This window comes from Paractinoplanes abujensis (assembly GCF_014204895.1).
GTDB lineage: Bacteria > Actinomycetota > Actinomycetes > Mycobacteriales > Micromonosporaceae > Actinoplanes > Actinoplanes abujensis.
In genome coordinates this window covers 8,410,106-8,423,745 of the sequence record NZ_JACHMF010000001.1, presented here as the reverse complement: position 1 = coordinate 8,423,745, position 13,640 = coordinate 8,410,106, and the positions used below count along the sequence as shown (strand labels likewise).

Below are 13,640 nucleotides of genomic sequence, written 5' to 3'. Positions count from 1 at the left end.
TCGTCTTCGGCGTCGGCCACCCCCTGCGGCTGACGTGACGACCCGGTCTCGGCAAGCCGTCGGGGTGTTGTACGCACCTGGCCTCGGCTTCGCTCAACCGGACGCGGAAATTCTCGCGACTGCCCCGCGCGATAGGTTCGCCATGTGCATGCCGATAACACCGGCCTGGTCACGGTGGTCGGCATCGGCGCCGGAGGCTGGGACGACCTCCCCCGTACGTCCCGGGACGTGCTCACCGCGGCGTCGGTGATCATCGGCAGCTCGCGGCAATTGTCGCTTCTGCCGCCCTCGGTGACCGCGCGCCGGGTTCTGCTGCCGTCGCCACTGCTCCCGGGCCTGGGCGACCTGCTCCGGGGCGACGTCACCGTGCTGGCCAGCGGCGATCCGATGTTCCACGGCATCGGGGCGACGCTCGCGCGGCTGACCCCCCGCCTCAGAGTGCTCCCGCATCCCTCGTCGGCCGCGCTGGCCGCCGCCCGGCTCGGCTGGCCGCTCGCCACGACCGAAGTGCTCAGCCTGGTCACGGCGGACCCCGCGACCGTACGGCGGGCCCTCAACCCGGGGCGGCGCATCCTCGTGCTCTCGCGTGACGCCACGACCCCGGCCCAGGTGGCGGCGCTGGTCGCCGAGGCCGGCTACGGTGCCGCCGCGATCACCGTGTTGTCGCAGCTGGGCGGGCCCGCGGAGGAGGTCGTGACCGGGGCTGCGGGGTCGTGGGCGCAGCCGCCGGGCGATCCGCTGAACGTGGTCGCGATCGACTGCGGGGACGGGCCGGCGACGTCGCTCGTGCCGGGGCTGGCCGATTCCTCGTACGAGACGGACGGACAGCTCACCAAGCGTGAGGTGCGGGCCGTGACGCTGGCCGTGCTGGCGCCGGCGCCGGGCGCGCTGCTGTGGGACGTGGGCGCGGGGTCGGGGTCCATCGGGATCGAGTGGATGCGCAGCCACCCCACGTGCCGGGCCGTCGCCGTCGAGTCGTCCGCTGCTCGCGCCGTCACCATCCGGGCCAATGCCTCGGCTCTCGGTGTCCCCGGACTGCGCGTGGTGACCGGCCAGGCGCCCGCCGCCCTGGACGGCCTGGACACGCCCGACGTCGTGTTCATCGGCGGGGGCCTGACCCGCCCCGGTGTGCTCGACGCGTGCCTGGCCGCACTGCGCCCCGGAGGCCGGCTGGTGGCCAACGCGGTGACGCTGGAGTCCGAGGCCGCGCTGGCCACGGCGTACGCGAAGCTCGGCGGCGAACTGACCCGCCTGTCGGTGAGCCGGGGCTCGCCGGTGGGCGGCTTCACGGGATGGAGACCATTGATGCCGGTGACGATCTGGTCGGTGACGCCATGACGGTCCACTTCATCGGCGCCGGGCCGGGCGCCGCCGACCTGATCACCGTACGGGGACAGCGGTTGATCTCGTCGTCGCCGGTCTGCCTCTACGCGGGCAGCCTCGTGCCGGCCGAACTGCTGGAATCGTGCCCGCCGGATTGCCGCAAGGTGGACACGTGGCCGCTCACGCTCGACGAGATCATCGCCGAGCTGGCCTCCGCCCACGCGGCCGGGCAGGACGTGGCCCGCCTGCACTCGGGCGACCCGTCGGTGTTCAGCGCCGTGGCTGAACAGATGCGCCGCCTCGACGAGGCCGGCATCCCGTACGACGTCACCCCCGGGGTCCCGGCCTTCGCCGCCGCGGCCGCCGCGCTGGCCCGCGAGTTCACGGTGCCCGGGGTGGCCCAGACCGTGATCTTGACCCGGACCGCCGAACGCGCCACCGCCATGCCCGCCGGCGAGGACCTGACCACGCTCTCAGCCAGCGGCTCGACGATGGTGCTGCACCTGGCCGTGCAGCGGATCGACGCCGTGACCGCCGAGCTGATCCCCGCCTACGGCCCCGACTGCCCGGTGGCCGTGGTGGCCCGGGCCAGCCGCCCCGACGAGGTCGTGCTGCGCGGCACCCTCGGGGACATCGCGGACCAGGTCACCGCGGCCGGGATCCGCCGGACGGCAGTCATCGTGGTCGGGCCCGCTCTGACCGCGGCCCAGTTCCCGGACAGCCATCTGTACTCGGCCGCCCGCTGCCGTGACTGACCGTGTGCTCATCCTCGGCGGCACCAGCGAGGCCCGGGCCCTGGCCGCCGCCCTGCCCGGCCTGACCGTGATCAGCTCGCTGGCCGGGCGCACCTCAGCTCCCCGGCTGCCGGTGGGTGAGGTACGCATCGGCGGCTTCGGCGGCGTCGACGGGCTGGTCGCCTACCTGCGCACGGAACGCATCGACGTGCTCGTCGACGCGACCCACCCGTTCGCCGCCGGGATCAGCCACAACGCGGCAGCCGCGGCGGCGCTGACGGGCGTGCCGCTGATCGTGCTGCGACGGCCCGGATGGACCGCGCAGGACGCGGACGTGTGGCACCGCGTACGGGATCTCGAAGAAGCCGCCGCCCTCCTCCCCCGGCTCGGCCGCCGGGTGTTCCTGACGACCGGGCGGCAGGGGATCGCCGCTTTCGCCGACGTGGACGCCTGGTTCCTGGCGCGCTCGGTCGAACCGCCGGCACCGCCCCGCCCCGCGCGCCTCGAAGTGCTGCTGGACCGCGGGCCGTACACGCTGGACGGCGAACGGCGGCTGCTGGCCGCACACGAGATCGACGTGCTGGTCACCAAGGACAGCGGCGGCCCGGACGCCAAGCTGACGGCGGCCCGGGAACGCGGCATCCCGGTCGTCGTGGTGAACCGGCCGGCCACCCCGGCGACGGCTAACGAGGCGGCGACCGTCGCGGCGGCGGCCGAGCTGATCCGGCGGACCTGACCACCATCGGAAAATGGGGTGCGAACCCGGGGACGCCGCCGTAGAAAGCGGGGGTGCTTGCGCTTCTCTTCGCCGCCCAGGAGCCACCGCGGCTCGAACGGTTCTGGTCCACGCTCACCGATGGGGAGGAGAGCATCCCGATCCGCTTCTTCCCCACCGACCGGCCCAAGACCGGGCTCAACCGGGTCCACCTGCACCTCACGAGCGAATCCGAGGAGCATCAGCGGCGCACCGTCGCCCGCGCCCTCGAGCTGGGCGGCCGGCATCTCGATGTCGGGCAGAAGCCGGAGGAGGGTCACATCGTGCTGGCCGATCCCGAGGGCAACGAGTTCTGCGTGATCGAGGCGGGCAACAAATACCTGGCCGGCACCGGCTTCCTCGGCGAGCTGGCCTGCGACGGTTCACGGGCGACGGGCCTCTTCTGGAGCGCCGCCCTGGGCTGGCCGCTGGTCTGGGACCAGAACGAGGAGACCGCGATCCAGTCACCCGCGGGCGGCCCGAAGATCGGTTTCGGCGGCCCGCCGGTGGCGCCGCGCACCGACGACGAGCGCATGCTGTTCGAGATCGACGGCAACCTCGACCACCTGCTCACCCTGGGCGCGACGCTCGTCGACGGTGAGCCCGCCGATCCCGACGGGATCCCCTTCAGGATTCACTGACCGAGCAGCCACCGGTGCGGCGCGGCCAGTTTGCGGGCGGCGGCCGGCCCCCACGAGCCCTGCGCGTACGAGGCGGGCTTGGGCCGGTTCTCCAGCAGCGGCCCGACCGTCTTCCAGGTCGCGCTGAGCCCGTCGGGCCGGGTGAACAGGGCCCGGTCGCCCTGCAGCACGTCGTGGATGAGGCGGGCGTACGGCGGCAGCGGCTCACCGTCGGGCAGGTCGCCCAGCGGCAGCCGCACCGAGCCGGGTTCCACGTCGAGGGCCACGCCGGGCCGCTTGACCAGCAGGGACTGGTCGATCGTGCCGTTGCCCGCGAGGTCGAAGGTGAGCACGTTGGCCTGCGGCGGCAGCCCGCTCAGGGGCCGGTCGGGGGTGCGCAGCACCAGGCTCACCACCTGCCGGCTGCCGGCCATGCGTTTTCCCGTACGCAGCAGGAACGGCACGCCGCGCCAGCGCGGGTTGTCGATCCACAGTTTGGCCGCCACGTACGTGTCGGTGGCCGACCCCCGTTCGACCCCCTTGATCTGCTTGTAGCCGGCGTGCTGCCCGAGCACCACCTCGGCCGGGTCGAGCGGCCGGAACGCCCGGATCACCCGCTCGCGCGCGGCCTGCAGGTCGGCCGACTCGAGGCTGGCCGGCGGCTCCATCGCGACCTCGGCCGCCACCTGGAAGAGGTGCGTGACGAGCATGTCGAGCACCGCGCCGGTGGCGTCGTAGAACCCGGCCCGCTGCTCGATACCCAGCGTCTCGGGCACGTCGATCTGCACGCTCTCGATGTGCTCGCGGTTCCACAGTGCGGCGAACGCCTCGTTGGCGAACCGGGCCACGTGCAGGTTCTGCGTCGCTTCCTTGCCCAGGAAGTGGTCGATCCGATACACCTGCTCCTCGTCCAGCACCCGGTGCACGAGCCGGTTGAGCGAGCGGAACGACGACGGTGACGTGCCGAACGGCTTTTCGAAGACCACACGCGACCCGGCCGCCAGCCCGTGCTCCCCCAGCGCCTTCGTCGTCTCCTCGAACGCGACCGGCGGGATCGCCAGATAGTGCACGAGCTGCGAGGAACGCCCCAGCGAGGAATCGATCACGTCGAGCAGGCTGCCCGGGTTGTCCGTGTCGAACCCGCCGCCCGCGAAGTGCAGCCGCGACGAGAACTCCTTCCACGGCCCCTTCGACGGCGCGGGCCCGAATTCCTCCAGAGCTTCCCGTACGCGACCACGGAAGTCCTCATGGCTGACGTCACCACGGCCGTTGCCGATCAGCACCCAGTCCGGCGGGAGCAGCCCCTCGATCGCGAGCGTGTAGAAGGCCGGCAGCACCATCCGCCGGGCCAGGTCACCGGTCGCCCCGAAGAGCACGAACACGGTCGGACCAGGAGTCTTCGCCATGACCGTCGGGATGCCCGGCGATCGGTGCGCCTACACCGGCTGTGACGATCGGAACGTCCCCCGGTACGCCTGCGGGGTCGTGGCCAGCCGCTGCGCGAAGTGGTGGCGCAGGGTGGCCGCGCTGCCGAACCCGACCCGGGCCGCGATCGCGTCGATGCCCAGCCCGGACTCCTCGAGCAGGTTACGCGCGAGCAGCATGCGCTGGCTGATCAGCCAGTCGTGCGGGGTGGCGCCCGTCTCGTCGCGGAACTTGCGGGCGAACGTGCGCGGGGCCATGTGCGCCAGGTCGGCCATCGTGTCGACCGTGTGCGGCTGGTCGAGCGAGGCCAGCACCGCGGTCAGCACCGGCTGCAGGGTCGCGCACTCGACGGCCTGGAGCGGGGTCTCGATGTATTGCGCCTGGCCACCTTCGCGGTGCGGCGGCACCACCATGCGCCGGGCCAGCATGCGGGCCACGGCCGTGCTGTGTTCCTGGCGGATCAGGTGCAGCCCGGCGTCGATGCTGGCGGCCGTGCCCGCGCTGGTCAGGATGCGGCCGTCCTGCACGTAGAGCACGTCGGGGTCGACGATCGCGGCCGGGTAGAGTCGGGTCAGGCGGGCCGTGTGCAGCCAGTGGGTGGTGCAGCGGCGGCCGTCGAGCAGACCCGCCGCGCCCAGCGCGAACGCGCCCGTGCACACGCTCATCACCCAGGCCCCCCGCTCGTGGGCGCGGCGCAACGCGTCGAGCACCGGCTCGGGCGGCGCGAACTCGGGGTTGTCGAACGGGGCCACCACCACCAGGTCGGCCTCGTCCGTCCGGGAGAGGTCGTGGCGGACGGAGATGTCGAAGCCGGCCCGGCTGGCGACCGGCGCGCCGTCGATCGAGCAGACGGCGAAGTCGTAGCCGGGCAGCCCGTCGGCCGTCCGGTCGTATCCGAAGAGCTCGCAGAGCACCCCGAGCTCGAAGACGGCCACGTCGGGCAGGACGATCACGGCCACGTTGCGCAGCATGTGACCGAGCATACGGCCGGTTGGCAGGATTTCGAAGATGTGTGGCATCACTGCCACTGTCGACCACGAGCGAGCAGGACGAAGCTCTCTGTCATGGCTATCGCAATCGCACTCTTCTTCCTGCTCATCCTCATCGCCGCCGTCACCGGCCGGACCGCCGACACGCGCGACAGCGCCGACTGGAAGCCTTCGGACGAGGGCTTCCGCCACACCTAGGACGGCACGGCGGAAGCCCCGCCGGTCAGTTCGCGACCAGAATCGAATCGGGACGGATCGTCGCCACCGGCGGCCGCTGCTTGGCCGTGGCCGCCTTGGTGGTGGCCGTGGCCGCGGGCAGCGGCTCGGTGAACGGCTGAGCGGCGTCGGTGCAGGTCTTGCGGTCCTGCGGCGCCTTGCCGGTCAGCAGATAGTTGTCGATCGTCGTGGTCGCGCAGACCCCCGAGCCGTACGCGGTGTGGCCCCAGTTGTTGCTGGAGAGCAGGCTCGCGTTCGGCGCCAGCGCCCGCGACGACACGGCGCCGCGGTAGTTGGTGGCCGGGTCCCAGAAGTTGCCCACGATCAGGAACTTGGTCGCGGTGCGCTTGGTGAACGGCCCGGTGTACGCGTTCTTGTCCTGGACGGTCCAGGTCTTGTTGGCGCACTGGCTGTCGATCCAGCCCCACGAGCGGCCGAAGTACTTCGCCTCACGCTCGCGGCGGTCGACGGCGGCCGGCCACGACGACGCGTCGGCCGGGTGCTTGCCGTCGGTGCAGATCACCGTGCTGCTGGCCTCGAAGCCGTTCTCGTACGGGAAGTCGTACGCCCGCGACGCCTTGGCCGCGTTGACCCGGGCCAGCAGCGGCGCGGTCGTGCCGCCCTCCTGCGCCGTGGCGATCTCGGCGGCCAGCTGGGTGACCCCTTCGCCCGCCTCGGTGCTGTAGAGCGTGCTGAGCACTGCGCTGATGAAGACCGCGTACGTCACCTGGATGGTGCCGCCGGCCCCGTCCGGGAAGTCGAGCGGGTCGGTCTTGAGCCGCTCGGCGATCTGGTCGAAGTGCTGGACCGGGTTGCCTTCGGCGAAGACGCACTTGCTCTCGCCCGCCTTGTCGCAGCGGACCAGGATCTCGTGCAGCGCCTTGTACGCCCCGTCGCTGGAGCGCAGGCGCTGGTCGAGGATCTGCCGGGTGGTGCCCACCCACGCCGTCGGGTCGAGCACGCCGTCGACGACCAGGGCCCGGAAGCGGTCCGGGAACATGTTGGCGTAGTACTGACCCAGCGCGCTGCCGTAGCTGAAGCCCAGGTAGCTGAGCTTCTTGTCACCGACGGCGCGCCGCACGACGTCCATGTCGCGCGCGACCTCGGCGGTGGACGCGTGCGCGGTGAGCGGCCGGCCCGTGGTCGAGCAGGCCCGGCCGAGCTTCTTGGAGCCCGCGATGTAGTTGCGTTCCTCGGCGCCGGTGACGGGGAACGGCACGTTCATGAGGTTGAGCACCTCGGTCTGCGCCCGCACGGTCGGGAAGCACTTGACCTGCTCGCTGGCCCCGATGCCGCGGGGGTCGACCCCGACGACGTCGAAACGCTCGGTCAGGGCGTCGCTGAGGAAGTCGGGCGCGGCCAGCGCGAACTGCGTGGCCGAACCGCCGGGCCCGCCGGGGTTGACGAACAGGCTGCCGATGCGCTTGGCCTGGTTCTTGGCCTTGACCCGCAGCACGGCGATCTCGGTGGTCTTGCCCTTGGGCCGGCGGTAGTCGAGCGGCAGCCGGACGGTGGCGCACTCGGCGATCTCATAACACTTGTACCAGTTGAGCTTCGGCGTAGGCACAGCGTCGACGAGCCGAGCTTCTGAGGGAGCGCGCCCGGCCGCGGCGGGAGCGGCGCCCGCGAAGGCCGAGCCGGTCACCAGGGCGCCGGCGAGCGCGATAGTCAGTAGTCGGTGCGTTCGTGGCATACGGACGACCCTTCTGATGGTGGGATCACGGCGGCGGTGCCGCGACCCCCGGCATTGTAGAGAGTCGATGCACACTCAGTGATCATGGCCGATATCGCAAACCGGCGATAAAGCCCCGAGACCTTCTGCACGACGTCACGGGTGGTGATGGGCGTTTTCGCGGACGGCCCGCGACGGGGCCGAAGGGGGGTGTGATCGCCCCGGAAGCATTTGGCACAGTGGACTAATGCGCACCGATGTCGACCTGCCCGCGCCGGGACTGCTCTGGACCCGCTGGGCGACGTTGTCCGCTGCCCTGACCGGCATCGGTCACGCCGACGTGTGGTTCGTCGACGACCGCGGGGCGCACCACGACGACCACGGCGGCAGCTGGGCCCGGTTCGCGCTGGTCGACGGGGCCCGCGCCGTGCTGTTCGGCTACGACCGCGACCACAGCGCCACCGCCGCCGCCGACCCGCCGATCGACCTGCTCACCGGCGCGCCCGAGTGGCTGCCCTGGGGCGACCTGACGGCGCTGGCCGAGGCCGACCGGCTCGGCTTCGTGCTGTGGCACGCCGAGGGCCGCTGGTCGCGCACCCGCTACTCCGACGGGCTGGGCGACGGCCTCGTGCAGACCGTCCGCCCGGTGCTCAGCAACGAGAACACGCTGCAGGAACTGGCCGAGGTCATCACCGAGTGGGGTCAGCACGACCTGGGCACGCCGGCCGAACGCGACGCGGTGCGCAGCGCGAGCGAGGACCTGCTGACCGCGGCCATCCGCGGCGAGGTCACCGCCGCGGCGTTCGAGCGGCTGCTCGGCCGGCTCGCCGAACCCGCCCTCGACCTGCGGGCCGCGCTGTTCGCGGCGGGCCGCGGCGGCATCACCGCGGGCACCCGGCCGCCGCGCATCCCGGCCGGGGAGCGCCCGCCGATGCGCCGGGTGCGCCGGCTCAGCCAGGGCGAGCACGACCGGATGGTGTGGGCCGCCATGCAGGGGGCGAACGAGCTCAACCGGCCCGAGCCGCCGGAGACCGCCGAGCTCTCATCGCTGGCCGCGTGGATGCGCGACCGCTCGCCCCAGCAGGACGGCCGCTGCACGGTGCTCGCCTACGCCGACCCGACCAGCCTGAGCGTGCAACCCGGCAACTATCCGCCCGCCGACCGTCCCGGCGAACGCCGGTTCGGCGCCTTCCGGGAGGTCAGCGACCTGTTGCGGAGCCTGCGGCGGGCCGAGTCCGACCCTCGCTACGGGCGGTGGCTGTTCCTGCGCGTGCAGACCACCCCGACCGAGATCCTCGTCGAGCGCCGCTACGACTCGTGGCCCAAGTGGTGGGCCGACGACGGCGTCTCCGGGCCCTGGCGCACCAACCTGCAGGAGGAGATGGACGGCCGGGCCGCGCAGTGGCGACCGGAGTGGACACGCCTGCTCGACCCCGAAGTGGCCTACAAGCCGGCCGGTCAGTAGCGGTCAGCGGGCCTTGCCCGCGGCCAGCAGCGCGACGGACTTGGCCAGGCGCCGCTCCCGGGTCTCGGCCGTCTTGGCCGCGGTGAGCTGGTCGACGTGATAGCGCTGCTGGGAGAACGACAGCGTCGCCCAGAACTCGCGGGCGGCGGGCTCGGCGTCGAGGGCGGCCCGCAGATCACCGGGCACCTCGATCTCGCGCGGCGCCGTGTCCAGCTCGACGTCGACGTCGTACGTCTCGCCGCCGCTCACCCCGGCCGCCTCCCGGCGCTCGGCGCTGACGCCCAGCCAGTAACTGCCACCCATCTTCGCGATGGTCGAGCGGAACGTGAAGCCGTTCACCGTCGCGACCACCTTGGGCCGGCCACCGCCACCGAGCCCGGTCACGATCTCGTCGGACACCTCGAAACCGGTCGTGTTGCCGCCCGTACGCTGCAGCTCCGCACGAAACTTCATACGCGTCACACTAGCGGCTCCTCGATCAACGCGGACCAGTCCGTGACCAGCGGAATCAGCTCCCCACGGGCCCACAGCGGGAGCTGGTCGGCGAAATGCGGGGAAGCCGGGTCACCGGACGCCCCGAACGGCACGACCCAGCGGCTGCGCTGCCGATCGGCGACGTCCCACACGTAGCGGGCGACCGGACCGCGCGAGCAGCGGTCGGTGACGCCCGGGATGCTGTTGAGGCAGAGCACTGAGTCGCGTTCGCCGCCCAGCTCGGTGCGCGGCAACTCGGCGATGAGCCCGGGCAGCCGTACGGGATCGAGAAGGTGCCGCGACCCCCACGGGCCCGACTCGATCGGGGCCGGATCGACCAGCTCCTCGGCGGTGAGCCCGAGCCCGGCCAGCACGGCGTCGAGCGCCCCGCCGATCTTGACCCGCGGATCGGTCCAGCCGTCGAACAGCGGGTCGAACCCGTGCGGCTGCATCAACGGCTTGAGCGCCGGATGTTCGTGCAGGCGCCGCGCCACCTCGAACCGCCACGCCGCGCGCCGGCCGGCCTCGACACTGCCGGCGGGCATCGGCGTGTCCATGTGGATCCGGGCCGACGGCACCCCCTCGTCGATCAGTTCCTTGATCCGGTGCGCGCGGGCCTTCGAGGCAAAAGCGTTCCCGTACGGCTCGGTGTCCGGCCGCCGGTCGTTGGCGTTCACGGTCACGCCCGTCAGCTCCACGCGCGTCATCGGCACATAGCCGGGCCGCCACGCGTACGTCTGATCCCACGCCGGCACCGGGACCCGGCCGTTGCGGGCATCGCGCACCGGCACCTTGCCCACGGTCAGCTGCAACGCGCGGCCCGTGGTGTCGGCGGTGAGGATGCTGTTGACCGGTTCGGCCCAGCGCTCCAGGGCGGCCGCGACATCGTCCACGGTGGACGCATGCAGCAGCGGCAGCAGCGCCGAGAAGCCGAGATCGAAGTCGGCGCGGGTCGGCGTGCGCAGCGACACGGTGTCGTCGATCATCGGGCCGCGGGCCGTCTCGACCACCTCGACCAGTTCGCTGCCCCCACCCCGAACGGGAATGGTCTCGGTGTGCACGGCGACACGCTCCCACCCGTCGGGGCCGCGAGCCTCCACCCCCGTCGGCGTGCGTCGCAGCTCCTCGATGAACAGATCCTGATAGTCGGCCATCGCGTTGGTGACGGCCCACGCGACACCGCCCGTGTGCCCGAAATGCTGCACACCCGGCACCCCCGCGAAGGTCAGCCCGGCCACGTCGAACTCCGGGCAGGCCAGCCGGACCTGCTGGTAGACGCCGGGCAGCTCGATCAGCCGATGCGGGTCACCCGCGATCTCCCCCGCGGTCAGCCACGCGTTGCTGCCCGAACCCTGCGCCTCGTCGGCGTCGGCCAGGAACCACGGGACGGCGTGCGGGCCCAAGGTGCGCTCGACATGCGAATTCCACAGCTTGCCGGGAAAACTGGCGAACATGATGTGCCGGGCCAGGAAAACCCCCAGCGACGACCACGGATGCCAGGTGACCCCGGCGGCCCGCACCCCGTCCGCGTAGGCCCGCAACCAAGCCTTCGTGCCGGAATCAAGCTTGGCGAAAGCCCGGCGCGCGGTGTCGTCGATGCGCGCCCGCCGGGCGAACCTGTCCCACCCCAGCCCCGGCGGCCCCACCATCTCGGCCAGCAACCCCTCGGAACGCCGCCGCTCGACGTCGATCTGGGCCCCCCGATCGGCCGCGGTCACCCGCCCCTGCAGAAAGGCCAGCTCATTGACCGAGTCGGCCCGCAGATGCGGAACCCCGAACCCGTCCCGAAAAACCCGCATCCCCCATCCTTACCGACGCCCACCCCGGGAAGCGACCCGGATCTCACCGCCGGGCCGTCGCGGGGCTCGCTCAGCGGCCGGCCGGCCCGCCCCGCGTGTGCCCGAATCCGCTCGCCGATCGGGATGCCTGTCGCTCGGGGGCCGGAATCAAGCCCGCCACTTCCCGCCGCTGCGCCACCCGGACGTCGCACAGGTCGATCAGCCCGCCACCTCCCGCCGCAACGCCAAGCGGGCATCTCACACGTCGATCAGCCCGCCGCCTCCTCCCGCCGCAGCGCCAAGCGGGCATCTCACACGTCGATCAGCCCGCCTCCTCCCGCCGCAACGCCAAGCGGGCGTCGCTCACGTGGATCAGCCCGCCCGACCGGCCACTGCGACAAGCCCGTTCCCGGACGTCGCCCGGTCCGATCCGCCATGCCGCCTCGATCGCGGGTGTGCCTCGTGCCCCCACGTCGGTCCGGATCCACCCACACCCCCGGCCTGTCGACAGGCGCGAGCCGGCCCGCGCTCCACTCCACTGTCCGCGGATGCCGTAGCACGTTCGTTGCCGCGGGGTCGCGTTGTCCACAGTCTTCGGTTGTCCACAGGCCTCCCTCCCAAGATCGGCCGGAGGCGGCACAATTCTCGGCAGGGCGGAGGCCCCCGGTTGGGGTGGGTCATACCCGGCCGGCCAAGCATGATCATTTGCTCAGGGGCCGGGCTGAGCGGCGAGGGGGCGGCGGTGGACGGGTTCGCGGTGGTGGTGGGGGCCGGGTCGTTCCGAGTCGAGGGTGGGGTCCGGTTCCCGCATCGGTGGACCGAGGCCGGCGTGAGCGTCGGGGCCGAGTTCACCGGGGCTCACCTGCTGCATCTGGCCGCGGCCGGGTGTGTGCTCAACGACCTCTACCGGGAGGCCGCCGACCTGGGGATCCGGCTGGACGGGGTGCGGGTGACGGCGTCGGGCGGGTTCGACACGCAGAGCTGGGCCTCGACCGGCATCACGTACGGGGTCGAGCTGGACTCGGCAGCCTCGGCGGAGGAGCAGGCCGCACTGATCGAGCGCGTCGATCGGGTGGCCGAGATCCCGCGGGCGATCCGGGCCGGCGCCCCGGTGCAACGCCGGTAGGGCTGCGGCACCGGGGCGGCGAACCGTTCTAGCGGGTCAGTCTGGCCACGCGGCCCTTTTCGCCGGAGGCCCAGCAGGCGCCGCCGGGGGTGCAGTCGACGGCGTCGAAGCTGCCGGTGTCGAAGCGTTTCCACGTACGGCCACCGTCGTACGAGATGTCGCTGCCGGTCGGGCCTACCGCCAGCGCCGTGTGGCCGCGCCAGGCCGAGCCGGAGCGGTATTCGCCGGGGACCTTCGCGGCGACTTTCCACGTGCGGCCGTGCCGGTAGGCGGCGCCGTCGGGGGCGGCCGTGGGGGTCACGTAGTCGCCGCCGACCGCGATCGCCTGGCCGCCGGGGCGTACGGCCAGGCTGTAGATGCCGGCGCTGGGGCCGCTGGGAACCGGGGTGCCGGTGACCGTCCAGCTGCGGCCGAGGTCGCGGGACGTGAAGACCCGGGCCGTGGCCCCGCCGCCGGTTGCGAACAGCGCCTGACCGCCGGCCGAGACCAGGCAGGTGCCGCTGGCCGCGAACGCGAACTCGCCGGTCAGGGCGGCGGGCATGCCCGCGGTGGGCTGCACGGTCCAGCTGCGGCCGCCGTCGCGGGTGGCCAGGATGCGGAATTTGCCGTCGACCGGGTCGGAGAGGGCCAGCCCGTGCCGGCGGTCGAGGAACGTCATGCAGTCGTAGAAGGCGGCCGGGTCCTCGTTGCGGAACGTCTCCGTCCAGGTGCGGCCGCCGTCCGACGTGGCGTACAGGCGGGAGTCGGGGCCGTTGCCGATGGTCAGGGCCACGGCGTGCCGGGCGTCGAATGCTTCGATGTCGCGGAACTCGAGCCCGGACGCCGCCGCCGGTCCGACCGACGCCCACGTGCGGCCGCCGTCGACGGTGCGCAGGATCGTGCCGGCCGACCCGGCGACCCAGGCGGTCGTCCCGCTGACCGGGGCGAGACCGCGGAACCGGGCCTCGACGCCGGTGGGTGTGAGCTTCCAGCCGAGGTCGCCGCCGGCCCGGGCGGGCGACGGGGTCACGGCGAGCAGGGCGACCGCGGCCACTGCCATCGACAACTTTCGTTGCAAGGTCATG

General features: G+C 72.6%; 13 protein-coding genes. 7 read left to right on the top strand and 6 right to left on the bottom strand.

Annotated elements, in window-relative coordinates; translation table 11 throughout:
* Positions 1–144: 144 nt before the first annotated feature.
* The 4 genes from cbiE to BKA14_RS38835 are packed head-to-tail and all read left to right on the top strand — an operon-like array spanning position 145 to position 3,452.
* Complete coding sequence (cbiE, locus tag BKA14_RS38850) at positions 145–1,338, top strand: precorrin-6y C5,15-methyltransferase (decarboxylating) subunit CbiE (RefSeq protein WP_184955708.1); 1,194 nt, start codon at positions 145–147, stop codon at positions 1,336–1,338.
* Positions 1,293–2,078 (top strand): precorrin-4 C(11)-methyltransferase, encoded by a 786-nt coding sequence (gene cobM, locus BKA14_RS38845; protein ID WP_239092691.1) that lies wholly within the window; start codon positions 1,293–1,295, stop codon positions 2,076–2,078. The genes cbiE and cobM overlap by 46 nt, the downstream gene beginning before the upstream one ends.
* A complete protein-coding gene (locus tag BKA14_RS38840; protein WP_184955707.1) occupies positions 2,071–2,793 on the top strand; it encodes a cobalt-precorrin-6A reductase in 723 nt (240 codons plus the stop codon). The genes cobM and BKA14_RS38840 overlap by 8 nt, the downstream gene beginning before the upstream one ends.
* Positions 2,794–2,846: 53 nt before the next feature.
* Positions 2,847–3,452: a VOC family protein gene (locus BKA14_RS38835; protein ID WP_184955706.1), complete on the top strand. Its 606-nt coding sequence runs from the start codon at positions 2,847–2,849 to the stop codon at positions 3,450–3,452.
* On the opposite strand, the gene BKA14_RS38830 is transcribed toward BKA14_RS38835, so the two are convergent.
* Entirely contained in the window at positions 3,446–4,837 is a 1,392-nt protein-coding gene (locus tag BKA14_RS38830) for a glucose-6-phosphate dehydrogenase (protein WP_184955705.1), read from the bottom strand. The genes BKA14_RS38835 and BKA14_RS38830 overlap by 7 nt on opposite strands.
* Positions 4,838–4,867: 30 nt before the next feature.
* Positions 4,868–5,827 (bottom strand): GlxA family transcriptional regulator, encoded by a 960-nt coding sequence (locus tag BKA14_RS38825; RefSeq protein ID WP_184955704.1) that lies wholly within the window; start codon positions 5,825–5,827, stop codon positions 4,868–4,870.
* Positions 5,828–5,920: 93 nt separating this feature from the next.
* Between BKA14_RS38825 and BKA14_RS44670 the strand changes: the two genes are divergently transcribed.
* Positions 5,921–6,043, top strand: coding sequence for a hypothetical protein (locus BKA14_RS44670; RefSeq protein WP_260416669.1), 123 nt, complete (start codon positions 5,921–5,923; stop codon positions 6,041–6,043).
* 25 nt (positions 6,044–6,068) lie between these two features.
* Here BKA14_RS44670 and BKA14_RS38820 read toward each other — a convergent pair whose 3' ends face one another.
* Positions 6,069–7,754: an alpha/beta fold hydrolase gene (locus BKA14_RS38820; protein WP_184955703.1), complete on the bottom strand. Its 1,686-nt coding sequence runs from the start codon at positions 7,752–7,754 to the stop codon at positions 6,069–6,071.
* Positions 7,755–7,980: 226 nt separating this feature from the next.
* On the opposite strand from BKA14_RS38820, the gene BKA14_RS38815 reads away from it, so the two are divergent.
* Positions 7,981–9,198, top strand: a complete 1,218-nt coding sequence (locus BKA14_RS38815) for a hypothetical protein (RefSeq protein ID WP_184955702.1) — start codon at positions 7,981–7,983, stop codon at positions 9,196–9,198.
* 3 nt (positions 9,199–9,201) lie between these two features.
* Here the strand turns inward: BKA14_RS38815 and BKA14_RS38810 are convergent, their stop codons facing one another.
* Positions 9,202–9,651, bottom strand: a complete 450-nt coding sequence (locus BKA14_RS38810; protein ID WP_184955701.1) for a YdeI/OmpD-associated family protein — start codon at positions 9,649–9,651, stop codon at positions 9,202–9,204.
* A 5-nt stretch (positions 9,652–9,656) separates the two neighbouring features.
* Positions 9,657–11,471: a penicillin acylase family protein gene (locus BKA14_RS38805; protein ID WP_184955700.1), complete on the bottom strand. Its 1,815-nt coding sequence runs from the start codon at positions 11,469–11,471 to the stop codon at positions 9,657–9,659.
* Between the two features lie 721 nt (positions 11,472–12,192).
* Here BKA14_RS38805 and BKA14_RS38800 point away from each other — a divergent pair.
* Entirely contained in the window at positions 12,193–12,576 is a 384-nt protein-coding gene (locus tag BKA14_RS38800) for an OsmC family protein (protein ID WP_203722205.1), read from the top strand.
* Positions 12,577–12,604: 28 nt separating this feature from the next.
* Here BKA14_RS38800 and BKA14_RS38795 read toward each other — a convergent pair whose 3' ends face one another.
* Positions 12,605–13,639 carry a beta propeller repeat protein gene (locus BKA14_RS38795; protein ID WP_184955698.1) on the bottom strand — a complete coding sequence of 345 codons (1,035 nt, stop codon included), beginning with the start codon at positions 13,637–13,639 and terminating at the stop codon, positions 12,605–12,607.
* Position 13,640 lies beyond the last annotated feature (1 nt).

Coding starts and splice junctions, on each gene's coding strand:
- BKA14_RS38795 (WP_184955698.1), bottom strand. CDS start 13,639: ATGACCTTGCAACGAAAGTTGTCGATGGCAGTGGCCGCGGTCGCCCTG.
- BKA14_RS38830 (WP_184955705.1), bottom strand. CDS start 4,837: ATGGCGAAGACTCCTGGTCCGACCGTGTTCGTGCTCTTCGGGGCGACC.
- BKA14_RS38815 (WP_184955702.1), top strand. CDS start 7,981: ATGCGCACCGATGTCGACCTGCCCGCGCCGGGACTGCTCTGGACCCGC.
- cobM (WP_239092691.1), top strand. CDS start 1,293: ATGGAGACCATTGATGCCGGTGACGATCTGGTCGGTGACGCCATGACG.
- BKA14_RS44670 (WP_260416669.1), top strand. CDS start 5,921: ATGGCTATCGCAATCGCACTCTTCTTCCTGCTCATCCTCATCGCCGCC.
- BKA14_RS38805 (WP_184955700.1), bottom strand. CDS start 11,471: ATGCGGGTTTTTCGGGACGGGTTCGGGGTTCCGCATCTGCGGGCCGAC.
- BKA14_RS38810 (WP_184955701.1), bottom strand. CDS start 9,651: ATGAAGTTTCGTGCGGAGCTGCAGCGTACGGGCGGCAACACGACCGGT.
- BKA14_RS38820 (WP_184955703.1), bottom strand. CDS start 7,754: ATGCCACGAACGCACCGACTACTGACTATCGCGCTCGCCGGCGCCCTG.
- BKA14_RS38825 (WP_184955704.1), bottom strand. CDS start 5,827: ATGCTGCGCAACGTGGCCGTGATCGTCCTGCCCGACGTGGCCGTCTTC.